This window comes from Shewanella surugensis (genome assembly GCF_023284005.1).
Lineage (GTDB): Bacteria > Pseudomonadota > Gammaproteobacteria > Enterobacterales > Shewanellaceae > Shewanella > Shewanella surugensis.
Genome location: NZ_JAKIKS010000015.1, coordinates 42604 through 64351, shown reverse-complemented (window position 1 = coordinate 64351; position 21748 = coordinate 42604). Strand labels below are relative to the sequence as shown.

17 protein-coding genes, 6 tRNA genes and 1 pseudogene are annotated in these 21748 nt (G+C 41.0%); 2 read left to right on the top strand and 22 right to left on the bottom strand.

Annotated features, from left to right (window positions below; genetic code table 11):
• Positions 1-39: 39 nt before the first annotated feature.
• From L2764_RS05780 to L2764_RS05755, 6 genes are all read right to left on the bottom strand, one after another.
• A tRNA-Arg gene (locus tag L2764_RS05780) sits at positions 40-116 on the bottom strand.
• Positions 117-137: 21 nt separating this feature from the next.
• Positions 138-214, bottom strand: a tRNA-Arg gene (locus L2764_RS05775).
• A gap of 39 nt (positions 215-253) precedes the next feature.
• Positions 254-330: transfer RNA gene (locus L2764_RS05770), tRNA-Arg, on the bottom strand.
• A gap of 38 nt (positions 331-368) precedes the next feature.
• A tRNA-Arg gene (locus tag L2764_RS05765) sits at positions 369-445 on the bottom strand.
• Between the two features lie 32 nt (positions 446-477).
• Positions 478-554, bottom strand: a tRNA-Arg gene (locus L2764_RS05760).
• Between the two features lie 22 nt (positions 555-576).
• Positions 577-668, bottom strand: a tRNA-Ser gene (locus L2764_RS05755).
• Positions 669-1465: 797 nt separating this feature from the next.
• On the opposite strand from L2764_RS05755, the pseudogene L2764_RS05750 reads away from it, so the two are divergent.
• Positions 1466-2270: pseudogene (locus L2764_RS05750) on the top strand (IS982 family transposase); the annotation flags it as partial.
• A 649-nt stretch (positions 2271-2919) separates the two neighbouring features.
• On the opposite strand, the gene csrA reads toward L2764_RS05750, so the two are convergent.
• The 6 genes from csrA to recA form a co-directional block, all read right to left on the bottom strand.
• Positions 2920-3117 carry a carbon storage regulator CsrA gene (gene csrA / locus L2764_RS05745; protein WP_248939279.1) on the bottom strand — a complete coding sequence of 66 codons (198 nt, stop codon included), beginning with the start codon at positions 3115-3117 and terminating at the stop codon, positions 2920-2922.
• A gap of 484 nt (positions 3118-3601) precedes the next feature.
• Positions 3602-6226, bottom strand: coding sequence for an alanine--tRNA ligase (gene alaS, locus L2764_RS05740; RefSeq protein WP_248939278.1), 2625 nt, complete (start codon positions 6224-6226; stop codon positions 3602-3604).
• Positions 6227-6485: 259 nt separating this feature from the next.
• A complete protein-coding gene (locus L2764_RS05735) occupies positions 6486-6938 on the bottom strand; it encodes a transposase (RefSeq protein WP_312018338.1) in 453 nt (150 codons plus the stop codon).
• Positions 6939-7008: 70 nt separating this feature from the next.
• Positions 7009-7326 (bottom strand): IS630 transposase-related protein, encoded by a 318-nt coding sequence (locus tag L2764_RS05730; RefSeq protein WP_248939276.1) that lies wholly within the window; start codon positions 7324-7326, stop codon positions 7009-7011.
• Positions 7327-7557: 231 nt separating this feature from the next.
• On the bottom strand, positions 7558-8016 hold the full coding sequence (locus L2764_RS05725; protein WP_283106919.1) for a regulatory protein RecX: 459 nt from the start codon (positions 8014-8016) through the stop codon (positions 7558-7560).
• Positions 8013-9083 (bottom strand): recombinase RecA, encoded by a 1071-nt coding sequence (gene recA, locus L2764_RS05720; protein ID WP_248939275.1) that lies wholly within the window; start codon positions 9081-9083, stop codon positions 8013-8015. Before recA ends, L2764_RS05725 begins: the two co-directional genes overlap by 4 nt.
• Before the next feature lie 451 nt (positions 9084-9534).
• Between recA and mutS the strand changes: the two genes are divergently transcribed.
• On the top strand, positions 9535-12114 hold the full coding sequence (mutS, locus tag L2764_RS05715; protein ID WP_248939274.1) for a DNA mismatch repair protein MutS: 2580 nt from the start codon (positions 9535-9537) through the stop codon (positions 12112-12114).
• Positions 12115-12198: 84 nt separating this feature from the next.
• Here mutS and rpoS read toward each other — a convergent pair whose 3' ends face one another.
• From rpoS to pyrG, 10 genes are all read right to left on the bottom strand, one after another.
• Positions 12199-13173, bottom strand: coding sequence for an RNA polymerase sigma factor RpoS (rpoS, locus tag L2764_RS05710; RefSeq protein WP_248939273.1), 975 nt, complete (start codon positions 13171-13173; stop codon positions 12199-12201).
• Positions 13174-13250: 77 nt separating this feature from the next.
• Complete coding sequence (locus L2764_RS05705; protein ID WP_248939282.1) at positions 13251-14156, bottom strand: peptidoglycan DD-metalloendopeptidase family protein; 906 nt, start codon at positions 14154-14156, stop codon at positions 13251-13253.
• Positions 14157-14521: 365 nt separating this feature from the next.
• Positions 14522-15157, bottom strand: coding sequence for a protein-L-isoaspartate(D-aspartate) O-methyltransferase (locus L2764_RS05700; protein ID WP_248939272.1), 636 nt, complete (start codon positions 15155-15157; stop codon positions 14522-14524).
• Positions 15154-15900 carry a 5'/3'-nucleotidase SurE gene (gene surE / locus L2764_RS05695; RefSeq protein ID WP_248939271.1) on the bottom strand — a complete coding sequence of 249 codons (747 nt, stop codon included), beginning with the start codon at positions 15898-15900 and terminating at the stop codon, positions 15154-15156. Before surE ends, L2764_RS05700 begins: the two co-directional genes overlap by 4 nt.
• A gap of 1 nt (position 15901) precedes the next feature.
• On the bottom strand, positions 15902-16966 hold the full coding sequence (truD, locus tag L2764_RS05690) for a tRNA pseudouridine(13) synthase TruD (RefSeq protein ID WP_248939270.1): 1065 nt from the start codon (positions 16964-16966) through the stop codon (positions 15902-15904).
• Positions 16967-16976: 10 nt separating this feature from the next.
• The gene (gene ispF / locus L2764_RS05685; protein WP_248939269.1) at positions 16977-17462 is read right to left on the bottom strand and encodes a 2-C-methyl-D-erythritol 2,4-cyclodiphosphate synthase; all 486 of its coding nucleotides are present in this window, start codon (positions 17460-17462) and stop codon (positions 16977-16979) included.
• Between the two features lie 85 nt (positions 17463-17547).
• Positions 17548-18243: a 2-C-methyl-D-erythritol 4-phosphate cytidylyltransferase gene (ispD, locus tag L2764_RS05680; protein WP_248939268.1), complete on the bottom strand. Its 696-nt coding sequence runs from the start codon at positions 18241-18243 to the stop codon at positions 17548-17550.
• A gap of 32 nt (positions 18244-18275) precedes the next feature.
• Positions 18276-18551 (bottom strand): cell division protein FtsB, encoded by a 276-nt coding sequence (gene ftsB, locus L2764_RS05675; RefSeq protein ID WP_248939267.1) that lies wholly within the window; start codon positions 18549-18551, stop codon positions 18276-18278.
• A gap of 89 nt (positions 18552-18640) precedes the next feature.
• On the bottom strand, positions 18641-19936 hold the full coding sequence (gene eno / locus L2764_RS05670; RefSeq protein WP_248939266.1) for a phosphopyruvate hydratase: 1296 nt from the start codon (positions 19934-19936) through the stop codon (positions 18641-18643).
• A gap of 95 nt (positions 19937-20031) precedes the next feature.
• Entirely contained in the window at positions 20032-21669 is a 1638-nt protein-coding gene (gene pyrG / locus L2764_RS05665) for a CTP synthase (protein WP_248939265.1), read from the bottom strand.
• Positions 21670-21748: the final 79 nt, after the last annotated feature.

Sequence of the window (21748 nt, the reverse complement as noted above, 5' to 3'; positions counted from 1 at the left end):
CAGCTGAGCTACACACGCAAAATTTGGTAAATCTTTATATGGTGCGGATGGGAGGAGTCGAACCTCCGACCGCCTGGTTCGTAGCCAGGTACTCTATCCAGCTGAGCTACACACGCAAAATTTGGTAAATCTTTATATGGTGCGGATGGGAGGAGTCGAACCTCCGACCGCCTGGTTCGTAGCCAGGTACTCTATCCAGCTGAGCTACATCCGCATATATTAACTATTAAAGTAAAGCATCTAAAAGATTTAATGGTGCGGATGGGAGGAGTCGAACCTCCGACCGCCTGGTTCGTAGCCAGGTACTCTATCCAGCTGAGCTACATCCGCATATATTAATTCTTAAGGTAAGCTTCTAAATGATTTAATGGTGCGGATGGGAGGAGTCGAACCTCCGACCGCCTGGTTCGTAGCCAGGTACTCTATCCAGCTGAGCTACATCCGCTCACTAAAACATTCAAACACATCAGTAGATTATGGTGCGGATGGGAGGAGTCGAACCTCCGACCGCCTGGTTCGTAGCCAGGTACTCTATCCAGCTGAGCTACATCCGCATCGCCGTCTACTTTTAAGAAATGGCGGAGAGGGAGGGATTCGAACCCTCGATGGGATTTAACGCCCATACTCCCTTAGCAGGGGAGCGCCTTCGGCCACTCGGCCACCTCTCCGTTTCTTGGCGCACATATTACTGTTTGCCGAAAATAAGTCAAACTCTTTTTTAATAAACCTTTGCTGTTTGAACTGTTTTTAATCATATTGATGTTATATAATACTGACCTATTCAATATTGCTAATGATTGATATTCTAAAGTCTCAAAAAAGCGTATACCTCCATACCAAATAGATGCCTCAATACCCCACTATTAATAATAAGCTCCCGTTCAATTTAGGCCCTTTAAAACCTAAAAAAACAGCTAACCTTAAAAAATACTAACAACTATCAGCAACACAAAAGAGCTTGCCACCTCGGCTGCATCAACACCGAACCATTTCTCGCCTAATCGATCATATTCCAAATATCACACTTTCACTAATTCCTGCACCTTCAAGTAGCTTGGATATATGCCCATAATCAAAGAAAAAGACCAACACTTAGATTATCAGTCATCATAAAAACATCACAGGTTAGACAATGCCTTAAATCCAATCTGAAACATAATTAGGGACTGTAATCTAACCAGATTATTTTTCAGCGGCTTGTCTGCTCTTAAACAAGCCAAAGCGATGGTTGTATAGCCGAGGCAACATGAATCGGTAATAACGCAGTGAAGATAGCAAACAAGCGCATATTCGACCTTAAAAGCGAGTGGTCTCCCCCTCAATCTTTACAGTGCCTCTATCCCTACAACCAGCTAAACCGACCCTATTGTTATAACTAACCTGAACTCGGGATAAGAAATTGAACTAATAGCCCTCTTTGTGATCAGATCTTTCGACCAAGATTAATCAATCACGTAGAGGACATATGGATAAGTTAGTAGATATATTTTGTGATATCGATGATTTTTTCACTGTTTTTATTCCTCAGTGGGAGCAACAATGCCTAACCGATGGGACGCGTCAACGTTCAGGAAGAATGACAATGAATGAAGTCATGACGATTATCATTGCCTTCCATACATCTAATCATCGTGATTTTAAAAACTTCTACACAGGATATCTGGCCCGTTTCTTTAAATCTGAATTTCCAATTTTACTCAGTTACACCCGATTCATTGAAGTTATGCCCAGTTCCCTTGTACCACTATGCAGTTATTTTTCAACGTTAAAAAGTGAGCCAACAGGTATAGAATTTGTTGACTCAACGAGTATTAATGTGTGCCATAACTTACGTATTCCAAGGCACAAAACATTATCAGGCCTAGCCTGAAGAGGAAAAGGTACCATGGGTTGGTTCTATGGCTTTAAACTTCACCTCATAGTGAATCATCAAGGTGCTAGTTGCCGAAAAAATCACGCCTGCGAATGTACATGATACAAAGCCAGTTAAAGAAAGAGTCGTCAATTCAATGGATAAACTCTATGCAGATAAAGGTTATACCAGTAAAGCATTGGCCAGTAATCTACTCGAACAGGGTGTGACGGTCATGAATAACGTTCGTAAAAATATGAAAGCCAAAGCATTATCACTATGGGATAGAGCGATGCTATCAAGACGATTTATCATAGAAACAATCAACGATCAGTTAAAAAACATCTCACAAATAGAGCACACGAGACACCGAAGTGTGCATGGTTTCATGCTCAATACGATAGGCGGTTTAGTGGCTTAGGCAATTGATTTGATGATGAGACAGTCAGACTGCTCTGCATAAAACCTGTGTTCGCCATAGGCTCTAAAGTAGCCGTAGGGATGAAAAGGAAAATAGATGCAAATATCCATCAGGGCGAGAGAGTAATCTCAATAACAGTCCGAATATATGGGTGCAATGAACTCTTCTCAAAATGAGATCAAATGTCTTGCAAACCGGATGGAACCATATATGGGGAATGTAGAGCGACGTTTGAAGCAAAGCCGAGAATAGCGACAGGGCCAAGCCTCTGCTGACCATCTTGGTCGTTCACTCACATCCATGTGAGTATGACATTTGTTATTTAACCTATATGGATAAAAAAATGTATTATTTGTTGCCTGAAACAACAAAGACCTAAACATCAGAGGGTGAGAATGTCTGTTCGCACATGGAGCCCTTAACAACCTTACCTAAGACATGTTGAGCTCACGCTGAAAGATCATATATTGAGTAGTATTATAACCAAGCTAACAGAAGGTGCAGAATTCAGTTCATTTTGGATATAATCTTGCAAATATTATCTATATCTTTAACATCATACCTTAAAGACAATCACCCATAAAAAAACCAGCATAAATGCTGGCTCTTATAAACGGTCACAATGAAAGAATTAGGCCAAATGCTATCAGAAATTACCACCTTCTGATGGCGTACCCGCTTTCTCAGACTGGATCCGCTGGTAAATTTCTTCACGATGCACAGAAACTTCTTTCGGTGCATTAACACCGATGCGTACTTGATTACCTTTAACGCCTAATACAGTAACTGTTACTTCGTCACCAATCATCAGTGTTTCACCAACACGACGAGTCAATATCAGCATTATCTTGCTCCTTTAATTCCTAATTCAGTTTCGTACGGCATTATTATTTCCGCTATTATGTGCTTATTATAAGGTTAGCTTAGTACAAATTAATAGTACTCTATTCGAAAAGCGCCATTTAATTATAACTTAACCCTAAACACTCCTAGCTAAATTGCAAATTAAAGTTCGCTATACAACAAAGAGCTCAGCTAGAACACTTTGATACAAAATAATTTAAAATTTAAAAAACAACAAGTTAATCTATTCATTGTAAAGTTTATTGATTTTAATATTCAATAAGTTTAAGTCACCGTTAATAAAAATAGATCTGAACGAATAAAATCCTTTTTACGCTTAACTTGCTCATTAATCCAATAATAACAACACTAAACACAACAACCAAAATCAACATATAAAAAATACGTCACATATTGACGTATTTTATCACCAAATTAACAACTTGATACAATATCATGTCACTCATTGCCAATGTTAAAAAAGACTAAGCTAACCGTTCTTTAATCCAAGGTACAACTTGTGCTAAAGCAGCATCAAGGTTTTCAGGTTGACTTCCACCGGCCTGAGCCATATCCGGACGCCCTCCACCTTTACCACCCACTTGAGTCGCTATCGACGCAACCAGCTCACCAGCCTTGACTTTAGTCGTTAAGTCTTTCGTCACACCGACGATTAAATTCACCTTCACATCACCTGCTATAGCAAGCACCACAACACCTGATTTTAATTTTTGTTTGAGCTCATCCTGTAACCCCCGCAAGGCACTAGCATCTACGTTATCTAACTTCTTAATCAACACTTTTATGCCATGAATCTCTTGCGCCTCACTAACTAAATCTGCACTGGTTGCCGCAGCAAGTTTATCTTTTAATTGCACCAATTCTTTTTCAAGCGATTTACTGCGATCTAACTGTACTTTAAGCTTACTGACAACGGATTGCGGATCCGACTTAAGTAACTCTGCTGATGCTGTAAGCGCAGCTTGTTGCTTCGCAATATGTTGCATTGCAGCCACTCCCGTAACCGCTTCAATACGTCGAACACCTGCCGCTATTCCACCTTCAGAGGTAATTTTGAACAAGCCAATATCCCCCGTACGACCGACGTGCGTCCCGCCACATAATTCAATTGAAAAATCACCCATTGTCACTACTCTAACTTCTGAGTCATATTTCTCACCAAAAAGTGCCATAGCCCCTTTCTCTTTTGCGGCATCAATGCTCATCACTTCTGAGTTTAACGGATGATTACAGCGAATTTGCTCATTCACTAATAACTCTACAGCGTTTAATTGAGCAGTATTGACAGCTTCAAAGTGTGAAAAATCGAAACGTAATCTATCTGGATCGACTAAAGAACCTTTCTGCGAAACATGAGTCCCTAAGATCTGTCGTAACGCAGCATGTAATAAATGCGTTACGGAGTGATTAAGTTCTGTACGTTGACGTGAGTCCCGATCAACATTCAGACTCAATTGTTGACCTTTTATTATCTCGCCAGCCTTCACTTTACCCATGTGACCAATAGCTTGGCCATATTTCTGTGTATCTACCACCTCAAAATGATTCTCTTGTGTACTCAACAATCCTTTATCGCCGCACTGCCCACCCGATTCAGCATAAAATGGTGTTTCCTTGAGTACAATAACCGCCTCATCTCCAACCGTCACGCTTTCAACTTCTGCACCGTTTTGGTAAAGCCCAATGACTTCAGACTCGAGTGATAAATCGGTATAACCACAAAAATCAGTATTAGTCTCAATGACTAAAGTATCGTTATAATCGATACTAAATTGACCCGCAGCCTGCGCTCGACGCCTTTGCTCTGCCATAGCCGCTTTAAACCCAAGCTCATCGACACTGATCTCACGTTCACGGCAAACATCGGCGGTTAAATCAACAGGAAAACCATAAGTGTCATAAAGTTTAAACGCCATGTCACCATCAAGCACATCACCTTCTAGCTTATTCAGTGCCGCATCTAAAATACCCAAGCCACGCTCTAAAGTACGTGCAAATTGCTCTTCTTCTGCTTTTAATGATTTTTCAACAATCGATTGCATCTGAGCTAAACCTTTAGCAGCATCCCCCATCACTTCGATTAAAGTCGGCACCAATTTATAAAAGAAGGCCTCTGTTGCGCCCAATTTATTTCCATGACGAACCGCTCGGCGAATAATTCGACGTAATACATAACCACGGCCTTCATTTGACGGCATAACACCATCAGCAATAAGAAAAGAGCATGAACGAATATGATCGGCAATAACACGTAATGATTTACTCTCTAAATCAGACACTCCAATAACATCTGCCGCCTTGACAATTAACTGTTTAAAAATATCAATTTCATAATTTGAATGGACCCCTTGCATGATTGCAGCAATGCGCTCAATCCCCATCCCAGTATCCACTGAAGGTTTAGGTAAAGGCAGCATATCCCCATTCGCTTGGCGATTATATTGCATAAAAACAATATTCCAGATCTCAATGAAACGATCACCATCCTCTTCCTGTGTGCCAGGGCGCCCCCCCCAAATATGTTCACCATGATCATAGAAAATTTCAGTGCAAGGTCCACAAGGGCCAGTATCCCCCATTTGCCAGAAATTATCAGACGCGTAAGCCACGCCTTTATTATCACCAATTCGGATCAAGTTTTCTTCCGCAACACCAATTTTTTTATTCCAGATCTCAAATGCTTCGTCATCTGTGTCATAAATTGTCACACAAAGACGTTCTGTAGGCAGCTTTAACGTCTCCGTTAAAAAAGACCAAGCAAAACGAATGGCTTCTTCTTTAAAATAGTCACCGAAACTAAAATTGCCTAGCATTTCAAAAAACGTATGATGGCGCGCCGTATAGCCCACATTATCTAAATCATTATGTTTACCACCCGCTCGCACACAACGTTGCGAACTCGTTGCGCGAGTATAAGTACGCTTATCGGCACCTAAAAACACATCTTTAAATTGATTCATACCGGCATTGGTAAAAAGTAAGGTAGGATCGTTTACTGGAACAAGCGAACTGCTATCGACAACTTCGTGACCGTGAGTACCGAAATACTCCAGGAAAGCATTTCTTAACTCTTTAGTGGTTTGATACATGACATCGTCCTGAATTGAATAGGGCTCACAACGGCCAAATAATAAGGGCCGCAAGGTATAATTTTATGGGGCATTATATACCCAAGCCACCTTAATATGCCAGTTTCAGAAACAGTCCCAATAAGGCCACTCAAGACCTATCATTGCATGAACCCTAGTATCTTTTGAAATGATGCGCCACCCAAGCACATGACGTTAATAGCCTCCTTACGAGTCGCTTGAAAATAGGCTAAAACCCATATAAAGAAGTATAGCCGGATCAACATAAATTGCGATAGTCCACGTGCTCAGTAAATAACTCATCAATTGAGCAGCGTAATTTTCTCCTAACGGATTTGACTTGTGCCCACTTCTTCTCAATGGGATTGAGATCGGGACTATATGGAGGGAGAAACTCTGCTATACAGCCACGCGCTGTTATTGCTTCAAGCATATCGCTGCGTTTATGGAATGTGGCATTATCCATCACGATGACGGCACCCGTTTTAACCTTTGGCAATAAATCTTGAGTCAACCACGCATAAAAGACATCTGAGTTTATATAGGAAAAAAATAGGCTTAGCGTGAGAAACGTCATACCGACAATGGCGCCAATCACATTCACTCTTCCTCTGGCTTGCCAGTTGTGAGTGCCGTAACATCGGGTTCCTTTTTCTGAATATCCATATTCACGAGGCATACTTTGAGCAAAGCCACGTTCATCTAAATAGATGATTTATTTGCCTTGGTTCTCATATTGACAGATACGCTCAATAAATTCTTTTCTGGCAATATCACACGCTTTAGGATGTGTTAGTGTTTTTTTTATAGCTGATTTTGAGCCGTTTTAGCGCATAGTGTATTGTTGATTGACCGACATTAAGGCGGATTGCACGTTCCCATTGATAATCATCGGGGTGATCATCAATATCACGTTTCAGTGCCATCATGTCTACTTTCGTTGCGGGTTTATTACGTTTTGAGCAAGGTTCCATCTTATTTTTCCAACGAAAAAGAGTGGCTATATTAATCTCAAAATGTTGACTTGTCTGCTCAAATGTCAGTTGGTGCTTTTCTTTGTAGACGAACACCTTACGCCTTAAGTCGATACTATATGGCATTCGAGTATTATCGCATATTATTCTGATTTAGCTATACATATAAAAGTAAGAAGTAATAAAGAAAAATAGATAATGAAAAGGTGCACTCAATCCTGTTGTTTTTAGAATATGAGTTCTAACTTCAATGAAAACAAATAATTAATATTTATACTTAGGTGTTTAGACACCTAGAGAGAATGGCAGTAAAACAATTATTACACCTAAACACACATAAAATCCATCATCATAAAGCTAATCATCAACATGAGTCGATGTCTTTTCATCTAAAGCATAGTTAGCTTGTTCATAACTAAAGCCTTGCCCGAGTAGATAGCGGATCCGTTTTGCTTTATCTTTAAAGTCTGCAATTGGATGCTCACCGTACTTTTTAAACACTTTATGCTTAGCAAGTTCAAACCAATCATGATGGGTATTGAGTAAGACTTGCTGGCAGATCGATCTATCAATACCTTTTTGTATCAATACCTGCTGAATACGGTTGACTCCGTGCCCCTTATTCACATGGCTTTTGATCACAAGGTACGCATAACGCTCATCATTTAAATAACCATTTTCAAGGCAAAAATGAATACACGCTTCAATTTCGCAATGGGTAAAATCTTTTTGAGCTAATTTAGTTTTAATCTCTAATTGAGAATGATCGCGGCGTGCTAATAGCGCAACCGCGACCTGTTTAGCACTGCGACTCAGAAGACTTCACCCGTTTCTAAATCAACATTATCACCCGTTGGCTCAACCACTTTAGCCGTATCTACAGCGTCACCTTTACGCAACAACATATTACGTAAACTCGTTTCAATTTCAGCAGAAATATCGGAATTTTCAATCAAGAACTTGCCTGCATTGGCGCGGCCCTGACCAATTTTACTTCCTTTGTAACTATACCAAGCACCTGATTTTTCGATAAGTTTATGAACAACACCGAGATCCACTAATTCGCCTGTACTGTTGATGCCTTGGCCATATAAAATTTGAAATTCAGCTTGTTTAAAGGGAGCTGCTATCTTATTTTTCACCACTTTAACGCGAGTCTCATTCCCGATCACTTCATCTCTATCTTTAATGGCCCCTGTACGGCGAATATCAAGACGAACCGAAGCATAAAACTTAAGCGCATTACCACCAGTGGTTGTTTCAGGATTACCAAACATCACACCAATTTTCATACGAATTTGGTTAATGAAAATCAGTAATGTATTGGATTGTTTTAAGTTACCTGCTAACTTTCTCATTGCTTGACTCATCATACGAGCGGCAAGCCCCATATGAGAATCACCAATTTCCCCCTCAATTTCAGCCTTAGGAGTGAGTGCTGCAACGGAGTCAACAACAATCACATCAACGGCGCCAGAACGTGTCAATGCATCACAAATTTCCAATGCTTGCTCACCCGTATCCGGTTGTGAGCACAATAAGTTATCAATATCGACGCCTAATTTCTTAGCATAAATAGGATCAAGTGCATGTTCAGCATCAATGAAAGCACAGGTTTTACCTAATCTTTGCGCAGAAGCAATGACTTCTAGCGTTAACGTCGTTTTACCTGAAGATTCAGGACCATAAACCTCAACAATACGTCCCATAGGCAAACCGCCAGCGCCCAAGGCGACATCTAATGAAAGTGAACCTGTAGAGATCGTTTCAACATCCATTGAACGATCTTCTCCCAGCTTCATGATAGAGCCTTTACCGAATTGTTTTTCTATTTGTCCTAATACGGCATTAAGTGCTTTTTCTTTATTCGGATCTATCTTCATGCTTATCATCCTTACCATCTAGCTAATGCGGGTTAAATTAATTCATGAGCACTCATTTTTGCCTTACGAGCCTCAATATGTGATCTAGTATACTGTACAATCATACAGTATCAAGTCCTGTTCATTATTTTTTCTATTTCATTTTAAAAACCCCTATTGATAGAGAGACTAAAGACTGTAATTTATAGGATATGATTATTTCCTTTAATAAATCCCCCGCAAAGCATAAAAATATTGGTAATATTAGCGACATCTTCCAGCGGTAGGACAACCAGCCTTCAATAATAACAATTTGGTGTACTCCAATAATACAAAGTAACAACATGATTATTTACTTTTTCTCATTTGCCATTTTCATTTGGTATAACCGCTTAGGTTAGCTCCTAATATCATGTTTTAACTTATAAAACCATTAACTCTACCCTTCCAGCATATTCATAAGTGATTAAAAATGACTGCAATTAATCTTCAAAATTTAGAAAAACACACGCCAATGATGCGCCAATATCTCACATTAAAAGCGCAGCACCCTGACATGCTACTTTTCTATCGAATGGGTGATTTCTATGAGCTATTTTATGATGATGCTAAAAATGCATCGCAACAACTGGGAATATCGTTAACCGCGAGAGGTAAAAGTGGTGGGGATCCCATCCCGATGGCAGGGATCCCTTATCATGCCATTGAAGGATATTTAGCCAAACTGGTAAAAATAGGCACTTCGGTTGCCATTTGTGAACAAATTGGCGATCCTGCTACATCAAAAGGCCCTGTGGAACGAAAAGTCGTTCGTATTGTCACACCGGGTACATTAACTGATGAAGCTTTACTCCAAGAAAAACAAGATAATTTACTCGCTGCATTATACCAAGGAAAATCAGGCTACGGTTATGCCACACTCGATATTGCATCGGGACGATTTGTGATCACCGAATTAGCCGATCACGCCGCATTAGAGACTGAACTGCAACGCACGGGTCCTGTAGAAATACTCTACAGTGAAGATTTTACTGAGCTCAGCCTAATAGAAAAATACAAAGGCACCCGCCGACGCCCAGAATGGGAGTTTGAATTTGATACCTGCCATCGATTATTACTAGAACAATTTAAAACGAAAGACTTACACGGTTTTGGTTTAGGAGAAGCAAGATTATCACTACAAGCTGCAGGCTGCTTGATGCAATACGTAAAAGACACTCAGCGTACTGCCATGCCTCATATCAATGCCATTATTCGTTTTAATCAAGATGACAGCATCATACTCGATGCTGCGACTAGACGTAATTTAGAACTCACTCAAAACTTGCAAGGTGGTCAAGAAAACACTCTCGCGTCAATTCTTGATAATACCGCGACAGCCATGGGTAGTCGTATGTTACAACGCTGGATTCACCAACCATTACGTCATCACAGTGCCATAAAATCACGACAAAATGCTGTCGCTGAATTAATGGAGCATCAACTCTCTGACGAGCTGTTTTCACAATTAAAAACCTTAGGTGATATTGAACGCATTACAGCACGTTTAGCATTAAGAAATGCCAGACCCCGTGATTTTTCTCATCTAAGAGAAGCCTTAAGGTTACTGCCGGCAATCCAAAAAACACTCACAAAAGTCAATGCATCACACCTACAATATTTAAGTTGCACCATTGGCGAATTTCCTCAAGAGCTCGCTTTACTCGAAAAGGCCATCGTTGATAATCCTCCCATGCTCATTCGTGATGGTGGGGTTATCCGAACGGGTTATAATGCCGACTTAGATGAATGGCGACACTTGAGTGAAGGGGCAACAGACTACTTAGCACAATTAGAAGCCAGAGAAAAAGAACAAACAGGCAGCTCAACGCTAAAAGTGGGCTACAATCGCGTCCATGGCTACTACATTGAAGTCAGTCGACGTGAATCTGCTCTAGTACCACTTAGTTATCAACGCAGGCAAACACTCAAAAATACTGAACGCTATATAATTCCTGAGCTCAAAGAGCATGAAGAAAAAGTCCTTTCAAGCCAAGGCAAAGCCTTAGCCATTGAGAAACAATTATGGGAAGGGTTATTTGACCTATTACAACCTAAAATTCATGAACTTCAGGCTTTCGCTACAGCCGCCGCAGAACTGGATGTATTAAACAACTTTGCAGAGCGAGCACAAACACTTGATTATGTTTGTCCTGAACTAGTAGAAAGCACTGGCATTCATATCGAAGCAGGACGCCACCCTGTTGTTGAGCAAGTCAGCCATCATCCTTTTATAGCCAATCCTGTTACATTAAATAATGCACGTAAAATGTTAATCGTGACGGGCCCCAATATGGGGGGGAAATCCACCTATATGCGTCAAGTTGCTCTGATAACACTCCTTGCCTATATTGGTTCATATGTCCCTGCACAAATGGCACAAATAGGGCCTATCGATCGTATTTTTACGCGTATTGGAGCATCTGACGATCTCGCTTCAGGGCGTTCAACCTTTATGGTTGAAATGACGGAAACCGCCAATATCTTACACAATGCAACACCACAAAGTTTAGTATTAATGGATGAAATAGGCCGAGGAACATCTACTTACGATGGGCTCTCTCTTGCTTGGTCAGCAGCTGAATATTTAGCAACAACCATTCAAGCCATGAGCTTATTCGCAACCCATTATTTTGAGCTAACCCAATTACCAGAGCAACTTAAAACTGTAGAAAATGTACATTTAGACGCCGTTGAGCATGGAGACACCATTGTGTTCATGCATGCAGTACAAGAAGGGCCTGCGAGTCGAAGTTACGGCTTACAAGTAGCGGCACTTGCTGGCGTACCAGCCAGTGTGATCCATACGGCGAAACACAAATTACACCAATTAGAAAGTCGCGATCATGCTCCCTATCCCGCTGCTAAGCAAATACTCCCCCCTTTAGCAGAGCTTAAACCAACGTTACTGTTTGAAACATTGGCCAATATTAATCCAGATGATTTTAGTCCCAAACAAGCCTTAGAATGTTTATATCAATTAAAACAGCTACAGCACTCATCTTCGTGTTAGCCCTCAAGTAAGGTTAACCTCAATAGTAAGATCAATTAAGCCCACATCAAGTGGGCTTAATTGATTAACAATAATAAGAAAAAATTAGACCTTAAAGATAGCCTCAACAGACAAACCTTGAGCACCTAATAAATCCTTCAAACGTTTTAACGCTTCAACCTGGATCTGACGAACTCTTTCTCTCGTCAATCCAATTTCTTTACCCACATTTTCTAATGTTGAAGGCTCGTAGCCTAAAAGACCAAAACGCCGAGCAAGAACTTCTCTTTGTTTGGTATTCAGTTCGTTAAGCCATTTAACGACTGATTTAGACATATCCTCATCTTGGACCTTATAATCGGGCCCAACATTATCATCATCGGCTAACACATCAAGCAGGGCTTTATCGCTCTCCCCACCTAAAGGTGTATCGACAGAAGTGATCCTCTCATTTAATTTCAGCATACGACTCACATCGGCACTCGACAGATCCAGTTTTTCAGCAATTTCTTCCGCTGTCGGTTCATGATCAAGCTTATGGGCTAACTCTCTTGCCGTTCTGAGATAAACATTCAATTCTTTGACAACATGGATAGGTAAACGGATAGTACGAGTTTGATTCATAATTGCGCGTTCGATGGTCTGTCTGATCCACCAAGTCGCATAAGTCGAGAAACGAAATCCTCTTTCTGGATCAAACTTTTCAACAGCACGAATAAGCCCAAGGTTCCCTTCTTCAATTAAATCAAGTAAGGCTAAACCTCTATTGTTATAACGGCGGGCAATTTTGACGACAAGTCTCAGATTACTTTCAATCATGCGATTACGAGACTTTTCACACCCTTTAAGGGATTTACGTGAAAAATAAACCTCTTCTTCCGCACTCAGTAGGGGAGAAAAACCTATTTCACCTAGATAAAGTTGTGTGGCATCTAAGTTTTTTTGAATATCATCTTGAACTTGTTGATCAAGATCGACATCTTTCTTTTCACCTTCCTTACTGGTTAATGCTAGATCAGATTCATTTTTCGATAAATCAACAAGTGGCTGCGTCTGTGCTACGTTTCTAGTTCGGCCCATAATGGATCTCCCATATTTCACGATTTTAAACTACTTCAATGTGTTATCCTCCGATTGCCAAAATGGCACCAAAATCATTACGATTTAGGTAAATATTTAAGCGGGTTTACTGACTTACCAAGATAACGGATCTCAAAATGCAACATGACCCTATCCGTCCCTGTACTGCCCATCTTGGCAACGTTTTGACCTGCTTTAACAAACTGTTTTTCTTTGACTAATATTTTTTCAGTATGAGCATAAGCACTCAGATAATTATCACTATGTTTAATGATAACTAAATTGCCATAGCCCCGTAGCGCATTACCAGCATAAACCACTCGTCCTGCCGCTGCCGCCTTAATTAGCTGACCTCTAACCCCAGCAATTTTAATCCCTTTATTACCTTGCTCATTAGCAGAAAAGGTTCCTATCAACTTCCCTTTTACGGGCCATTGCCACAAACTCACTTTATTCGGTAAAACCGTTGTCGGTTTGTGGATAACCCCGTTGATAGTTTGTTGACTACCTGTTAAAGGGTACGCCGACTTGCTCGGTTGATCAAGTGATTTTTTAACCACCGCGACTGTTTGTTTTTTAACCTCACGTTTATAGGTAACCACTTGATTCTTTTTACTAACATACGATTTTACAGGCTTTGCAGGCGTAGTAACCACTGACGAGATACTGGTACGACCACTTTGATTTTTAACCGAAATAGTCAATTTCAATATCTGTCCAGGATAAATGGTATAGGGTTTAGTCAGTAAATTATTCTTAGCAATGTAGGTAACATCTCGATTAGCTCCCCAAGCGATGGAGTAGAGCGTATCCCCCCTCTTCACTCGATAATATTGCGTTTTAATAGAACCTTTTACATAAGTAGGCTGGTAATGAGATGAAATATTAACAACGGGGGCGGGATGCTGTGCTTGAAAACTGCAAGCGGTTAATGAAACAAGAAGGCTGAAAAGAAGACTAATCTTACCATGTGCCCTCAGTATATTAATCAAAACGACTCCCTACTGAACTAAAACAAATATTAACTTTTAAAATTATTATAGTGAAACATCTAATTTGCTGTATTTATAATATTTTAAACCAATATAAAAACCAGAAGTGACATCGTTAATCTTAACAGCAAACATTGAACCTAAGCTGAAAATATAGTGATAACACCAAATGACACTGAAAAACTGAAAATACATTGACAGAAGGCGACTAAAAAAATGCTAATGTAATAGAAATGCTATATTTTATTATTTTTATACGTAAAACAATTAATGATATAAACCTCTCACTTTCATCTACTTCTATATTTCAATGGTAACCTCACAGTACATCCATGTACTTTATACACTACATTTACTTAGGCTAGATCACCATGCACCAACGGTACAAACCTAACAATTTCAATAACTTCAGAAGTAAATTTATCACCTAAGCGAACAACCTTTAATAATTGCTGCGATTGCTCACCGACAGGAAGAACCAACACCCCGCCATCGGCAAGTTGTTTTAACAATGCCTCTGGTACACTACTGGCTGCAGCTGTTACCATAATCGCATCGAAAGGGCCTCTATTTCCCCAGCCGAGCCAACCGTCGCCATATTTAAAAGCCACATTATGTAAGTCTAATCGTTTTAATCTCTGCCTTGCTTGTATTTGCAAACTTTTAATACGCTCAACAGTGCAAAGCTCTGGTACTAACTGAGCTAAAATCGCAGCCTGATACCCCGATCCCGTCCCTATCTCTAATACTTTTTCAGGTCCATGGCTTAACAACAGTTCCGTCATTCTTGCGACGATATAAGGTTGAGAAATCGTCTGACCTTGCCCTATCGGGAGTGCCGTATTTTCATAGGCTTTATGTCCTAATGCTGGATCAAGAAAGCGCTCTCGAGGGGTATTTGCCACCGCCGATAATACCCTCTCATCTTTTATCCCTGCTTCCAATAACGCTTTTGCAAGATTTTTTGCTAATGTAGGCGCCACCCTCTTCATACTTGTGTTATCCATTGTTCCAATTTTGATAATTGTGAAAATGCAGTCAGATCGACAGTGAGAGGGGTAATAGAGACATAACCCTGCTCAATAGCATCAAAATCTGTCCCTTCTGTCGCATCTAACTCTTCTCCTTGAGGCCCCAACCAATAAATATCTCGACCGGCAGGATCTGTTGTTTTTACCATGCCTTCAGCTCGATGCCTTGCACCTAATCGAGTGACCTTCATTCCTTTAATAAACTCAATAGGAAGGTCGGGCACATTAATATTTAAAATTTGATCTTGCGCTATGGGCCGCTCTCTCAATGCTTTGACTATACGATAAGCAAACTCTGCGGCCGTGTCATAATGTTTTAATTCAGACCCAACAAGTGAAATGGCAATAGCCGGTAATCCTAAAAACCGCCCCTCCATTGCAGCAGCAACCGTACCCGAATAGAGAGTATCATCCCCCATGTTTTCACCCGCATTAATACCTGCAACCACCATATCAGGTTCATTAGTATAGAGCTCTCTAATGGCTAAATGCACACAGTCTGTCGGTGTTCCATTGACAGAGATAAAGCCATTATCCAATGTTTGGATCCGTAGCGGGTTGATGAGTGTCAGCGAATTACTCGCACCAGAGCAGTTTCGATCGGGCCCGACAGTCATAACTTGTGCTAAACGTGACAAAGAAGCCGTTAATGCTTCAATCCCTTCAGCATGTACACCATCATCATTACTCACAAGAATTTTCATATCATGACTGCCCTGAAATAGGCTGCTCAGCATAACGTTCGCGTCGCTGCTTTTCCATTACATCTTCATAAAGAAAGAGTTCTCTTAATACAGACGTCGCAAAGCACCCTGCTGGAAGGGCAAATTTTAACACCAACACATCATCGTTAATTTCATGACTGATATGTTGAGGCTCAAGCAGCATCATTCGCCTTTCTTGATTCAATCCAGCATGTTCTAAACCGTCACGGTCATCTTCTAGGCTCGATAGCACACTCGCCTCAAAAGCCGCCGCATCCGTTTGAGCAAGAGGCAGCCCTCGGCCCCACAAAGGCGCAGACAATTGAATGTCTTTCTCTGCCAAGCGATTTTGTAGACTCAAATCCCATTCTTCTGCAACAAAATAACTTTTACTGCCTGCAAGCATCACACTATCCCCTTTTAACGGGGTTAAGCCATACTCAGCCAAGCGAGCCGATACGACTAAATTAAATAAATATGAGCGCACCGCCGAAAGGTACATGCCACGCTTATTACGATCTTTCACCTTACGGCCAGCAAACATTTGTCTACCAAATATGAGGTTTTTACCGTCGTGACCAAAACGTTGCTCACCAAAATAGTTCGGCACACCCGTTTCTTTAATTTGAGTCAAACGCGATAACACATCATCCATATCGGTAATATTGCGCAGCGTCAACGTAAAACGATTACCGGCCAGTGCACCTACTCTTAACTTTTTACCGTGACGACTCGATGACAATATTGTTAATTGGTCATTATCAAGACTCGCCCAGTCGGGTGTTTCTTTACCAGGAATACGCACCCCAAACCATTGTTCAGTAATCGCATGCTTATCTTTTTGGCCTGCGTAAGTCACCTCTTTTGGATGAACATGGGCAAAACCAGACAGAATCTTTGCCACATCTGCGGTATTTAATCCATTTTTACGAATATGCAATAAATGATGTTCGCCTTCACCTGTTGGCACAAAAGGTAAAATCTCCTGTACCATAAAGTCGCTATTTTGGGTTCTCAAATCAGCTCGAGATACCGGTTTACCATATAAATAATGTAATTCACTCATGAAGTTAATTTTATCTCTTGTTTGTACTCATCAATACCACAGCTTCAACCGCAATACCTTCTTTTCGTCCCGTAAAGCCCAATTTTTCCGTTGTTGTTGCCTTTACATTAATATTAGACAACTCAGTGTCCAAATCTGTTGCCAACACATGTCTCATCGCATCGATATAAGGCAACATTTTGGGGGCTTGAGCGATAATAGTGACATCAAGATTACCTAAGAAGTAACCTTTTTCTACGGCAAGTGCATAACAATGCTTAAGCAGCATACGACTATCCGCACCTTTAAATTCGGCATCGGTATCCGGAAAATGTTTACCGATATCTCCCATGGCCATCGCGCCTAAAATGGCATCAGTAATAGCATGCAACACAACATCACCATCAGAATGGGCTATTAAGCCTGTCTCATAAGGCACATTAACGCCACCCAGTATTAAAGGGGTATCACCGCCAAATTTATGCACATCAAATCCATGTCCAATTTTTATATTCACTTTCTATCCACCAAGGTTACATGCAGTGTCGATTAGTGACGCGATACTATCCTAATACGCTATCTAAAAACGTTATCCGAATAACTTATTTCAATAAGTTATCTAAAAACAATGATGCCAAAGCTAAATCATTAGGATGAGTGACTTTAATATTATCCGCTCGTCCCTCAATGATCCCAGGTGAAGTCCCAGCCCATTCCATTGCAGAAGCGTCATCGGTAATGGCAATTTTCTGAGATAAAGCTAAGGTGATATTACGCTTTAAACTCCCCGCCCTGAAACACTGAGGTGTTAATGCGTGCCACAAATGATCACGAGAAACAGTTTCACAGATCTGCTGCCTCCCAGTACTCCGCTTCATCGTATCTCTCACTGGTGAGCCTAAAATCACCCCTTGCGGGAATTGCTGCCTTGCAAGCAATAATTTATCAATATCATCATGGCTCAAACAAGGTCTCGCAGCATCATGTACTAATACCCAAGCGCCTTCATCCACCTCATGTAAAGCGGCTAATACCGAATCGGCTCGTTCGCCCCCACCGACTACTTGGCATAATTGAGGATGTTGAGACTGAGGCAAGGTATGAAAATAGTTATCGTCTGGATGTAACGCCACGACAACTTGACAGATCTGAGGGTGAGATAATAAACAGTCTAGCGTATGCGCCAAGATACTTTGCTCATTTAACATTAAATATTGCTTCGGTATTTGAGCCCCCATACGACGGCCAATCCCAGCAGCCGGAACAACAGCGATGACAGCCTCACTTTGAATACCCATGTCCACCTTCTACTTCATTTTGAAAAAAAACACTATTCACTTTCAACCACGCGATAAAAAGTCTCTCCTTTTTTGACCATACCCAATTCATTACGTGCTCGCTCTTCAATCGCTTCTGTACCACTGCGTAAATCATTAATCTCTTCCCTTAATATTTGATTACGCGCGATCAATTTGGCGTTACTGTCCTGCTGTGCTTGGATCTGATCTTGCAATTGATAAGATTCAGACAAACTGTTTCCACCAAACCAAAGTCGGTATTGGAGAATAAGCAATAATAGTGTTAAAACAAAGCATAAGCGTTTCATGATGATTTAAACAGAACTCAGCCTAAGAATAGTGAGATAATACAACAAAAAAGGCCACCTAGTGGCGGCCTTTTAAAAGTTTTATGAAATTAACCTTGGCCTTTAATTTCACTTAACCCATTGTAAGGGGCATTTTCACCCAATTGCTCTTCAATACGCAATAACTGATTATATTTAGCAACACGATCTGAACGGCATAAAGAACCGGTTTTAATTTGGCCAGCAGCCGTTGCCACAGCTAAATCTGCAATTGTGGCATCTTCAGTTTCACCACTACGGTGTGAAATAACCACAGTATAACCCGCCTCTTTCGCCATACGAATAGCCGCAAGAGTTTCTGTTAATGAACCAATTTGATTGAACTTAATTAAAATAGAGTTCGCGATATTATTGTCGATACCCCGTTTTAAAATTTCAGTATTAGTCACAAATAAGTCATCACCCACCAATTGGATCTTATCACCTAAAATTTGAGTTTGGTAAGCCCAACCATCCCAATCAGACTCATCAAGACCATCTTCAATTGAAGCGATAGGATATTGCTCAGTCAATGATTTCAAGTAATCAGAAAAACCATTAGCGCTAAAGACTTTACCTTCACCCGCAAGATTATACTGGCCTTCTTTGTAAAACTCTGAAGCGGCGCAATCTAAAGCCAATGTGACATCCGTTCCTAATACGTAGCCTGCCTTTTCAACCGCCACTTTAATAATCGCTAAAGCATCAGCATTAGAGGCAAGGTTCGGTGCAAATCCACCTTCATCTCCCACAGCGGTGCTTAACCCTTTATCTTGCAGCACTTTCTTTAGACTATGGAAGATTTCCGCGCCCATACGTAATGCTTCACGGAAGTTTTTAGCACCAACAGGCTGAACCATAAACTCTTGAATATCGACATTATTATCAGCATGCTCACCACCATTGATGATATTCATCATAGGAACAGGCATTGAATACACACCAGGCGTACCGTTTAATTCAGCAATATGTGCGTATAAAGGCATCCCTTTTGATGCTGCAGCCGCTTTCGCCGCAGCTAAAGAAACCGCCAGAATCGCATTCGCACCCAGCTTATCTTTATTAGCAGTACCGTCCAGCGCAATCATATTTTGATCAAGCTCTGCTTGTAAATTCGCATCTTGACCGATTAATGCTTCACGAATAGGACCATTGATATTAGCCACTGCCGTTAGCACGCCCTTGCCCATGTAACGGTCTTTATCACCATCACGTAGCTCAAGTGCTTCACGACTCCCAGTCGATGCACCAGAAGGCGCAGCCGCCATTCCTATGAATCCACCGTCTAAATGCACTTCAGCTTCTACAGTCGGATTACCACGAGAGTCCATGATCTCGCGACCAACCACATTAATAATCTTAGCCATAACATCCTCGATTTAAGTTTTAAAATAAAATTGTTTGCAACATAAAAATAAAGGCCAGCTCCTTTTAATGGGATCTGGCCTTCTTAATGAGTGATTTACGCTAAGTCGCGTTTTTGATGTGCATCTGCCGCGGCAATAAAGCCTTCAAATAATGGCTGACCATCACGGGGAGTCGAGGTAAATTCAGGATGAAACTGACCCGCTACAAACCAAGGATGGTTAGGTAACTCAATCATTTCAATTAATTGACGATCTGATGACAAGCCACTAAAAATAATGCCCGCTTTTTCTAAACATTCACGGTAATGATTATTCACTTCATAACGGTGACGATGACGTTCAACACAGGTTAATCCGCCATAAGCATTTGCCGCTTTAGAGCCTTCAACAAGATGACATAATTGTGCGCCTAATCGCATGGTGCCACCGAGATCGGAAGCCGCATCACGTAACTCAACATCGCCTTCTTCATTGATCCACTCGGTGATAAGGCCCACAACGGGATGCGGTGTGTCTGGGTCAAACTCTGTTGAGTGGGCTCCGTCTAAACCTGCCACATTACGGGCAAAGTCAATTAACGCCACCTGTAACCCTAAACAGATCCCAAAATAAGGTAAATTATTTTCACGGGCATATTTTGCCGCTTGAATTTTACCTTCAACACCACGTTCGCCAAATCCACCTGGCACAAGAATACCGTCTAAGCCTTCAAAAATTTCATCACCTATCGCTTCAACGGTTTGTGAATCAATATACTTAATATTCACTGATACGCGCTTTTTAAGACCCGCATGTTTTAAGGCTTCATTCACTGACTTATACGCATCAGGTAATTCAATATATTTACCCACCATACCAATGGTCACTTCCCCATTTGGATTAGCTTCTTGATAAATCACATTTTCCCATTCATGCAGATCAGCCTCACCACATTCAAGATGGAAGCGCTTAATCACCAGTTCATCTAAACCTTGAGAACGTAATAATGCTGGGATTTTATAAATACTGTCGACATCTTTTAACGAAATAACCGCACGCTCTTCTACATTACAGAACAATGATATTTTAGCTTTTTCATTCGCTGGCACGGCTCTATCACCGCGGCAAACCAATACATCGGGTGCAATACCAATAGAGCGAAGCTCTTTCACTGAATGTTGGGTCGGTTTGGTTTTAACTTCACCTGCAGCACCCAAGAAAGGCACTAAGGTTAAATGCATAAACAAAGTACGCTCACGGCCTAATTCAACACCTAATTGACGAATAGACTCTAAGAAAGGCAAGGACTCAATGTCACCAACCGTACCACCAATCTCAACAATGGCCACATCATGACCTTCACCACCTGCCAGTACTTTTTCTTTAATCGCATTGGTAATGTGCGGAATAACCTGAATGGTTGCGCCTAAATAATCACCGCGACGCTCTTTACGTAACACTTCCTCATAAATACGACCCGTGGTGAAGTTATTACGACGATTCATTTTTGTGCGAATAAAACGCTCGTAATGACCTAAATCTAAATCAGTTTCAGCACCATCCTCTGTGACAAAAACTTCACCGTGCTGAGTCGGACTCATGGTGCCTGGATCGACATTAATGTAAGGATCCAGCTTCATAATGGTTACATTTAGGCCTCGGGCCTCTAAAATTGCCGCTAACGATGCCGCTGCAATGCCTTTACCTAGCGATGAAACCACGCCACCAGTAACGAAGATATACCTTGTAGTCATGCTGAACCTGAGAGTTAAAGTTGGAAATATGTGCTTGTAAAAAAGCACTAGGACGGGACGATATTATAGCAAAGTTAGC

What these genes read in the sequence shown, in the direction of transcription:
- csrA (WP_248939279.1), bottom strand. Translation starts at nt 3,117, where the DNA reads ATGCTGATATTGACTCGTCGTGTTGGTGAAACACTGATGATTGGTGAC.
- alaS (WP_248939278.1), bottom strand. Translation starts at nt 6,226, where the DNA reads ATGTATCAAACCACTAAAGAGTTAAGAAATGCTTTCCTGGAGTATTTC.
- L2764_RS05730 (WP_248939276.1), bottom strand. Translation starts at nt 7,326, where the DNA reads ATGCCATATAGTATCGACTTAAGGCGTAAGGTGTTCGTCTACAAAGAA.
- recA (WP_248939275.1), bottom strand. Translation starts at nt 9,083, where the DNA reads ATGAAGATAGATCCGAATAAAGAAAAAGCACTTAATGCCGTATTAGGA.
- mutS (WP_248939274.1), top strand. Translation starts at nt 9,535, where the DNA reads ATGACTGCAATTAATCTTCAAAATTTAGAAAAACACACGCCAATGATG.
- rpoS (WP_248939273.1), bottom strand. Translation starts at nt 13,173, where the DNA reads ATGGGCCGAACTAGAAACGTAGCACAGACGCAGCCACTTGTTGATTTA.
- L2764_RS05700 (WP_248939272.1), bottom strand. Translation starts at nt 15,157, where the DNA reads ATGAAGAGGGTGGCGCCTACATTAGCAAAAAATCTTGCAAAAGCGTTA.
- surE (WP_248939271.1), bottom strand. Translation starts at nt 15,900, where the DNA reads ATGAAAATTCTTGTGAGTAATGATGATGGTGTACATGCTGAAGGGATT.
- truD (WP_248939270.1), bottom strand. Translation starts at nt 16,966, where the DNA reads ATGAGTGAATTACATTATTTATATGGTAAACCGGTATCTCGAGCTGAT.
- ispD (WP_248939268.1), bottom strand. Translation starts at nt 18,243, where the DNA reads ATGGGTATTCAAAGTGAGGCTGTCATCGCTGTTGTTCCGGCTGCTGGG.
- ftsB (WP_248939267.1), bottom strand. Translation starts at nt 18,551, where the DNA reads ATGAAACGCTTATGCTTTGTTTTAACACTATTATTGCTTATTCTCCAA.
- eno (WP_248939266.1), bottom strand. Translation starts at nt 19,936, where the DNA reads ATGGCTAAGATTATTAATGTGGTTGGTCGCGAGATCATGGACTCTCGT.
- pyrG (WP_248939265.1), bottom strand. Translation starts at nt 21,669, where the DNA reads ATGACTACAAGGTATATCTTCGTTACTGGTGGCGTGGTTTCATCGCTA.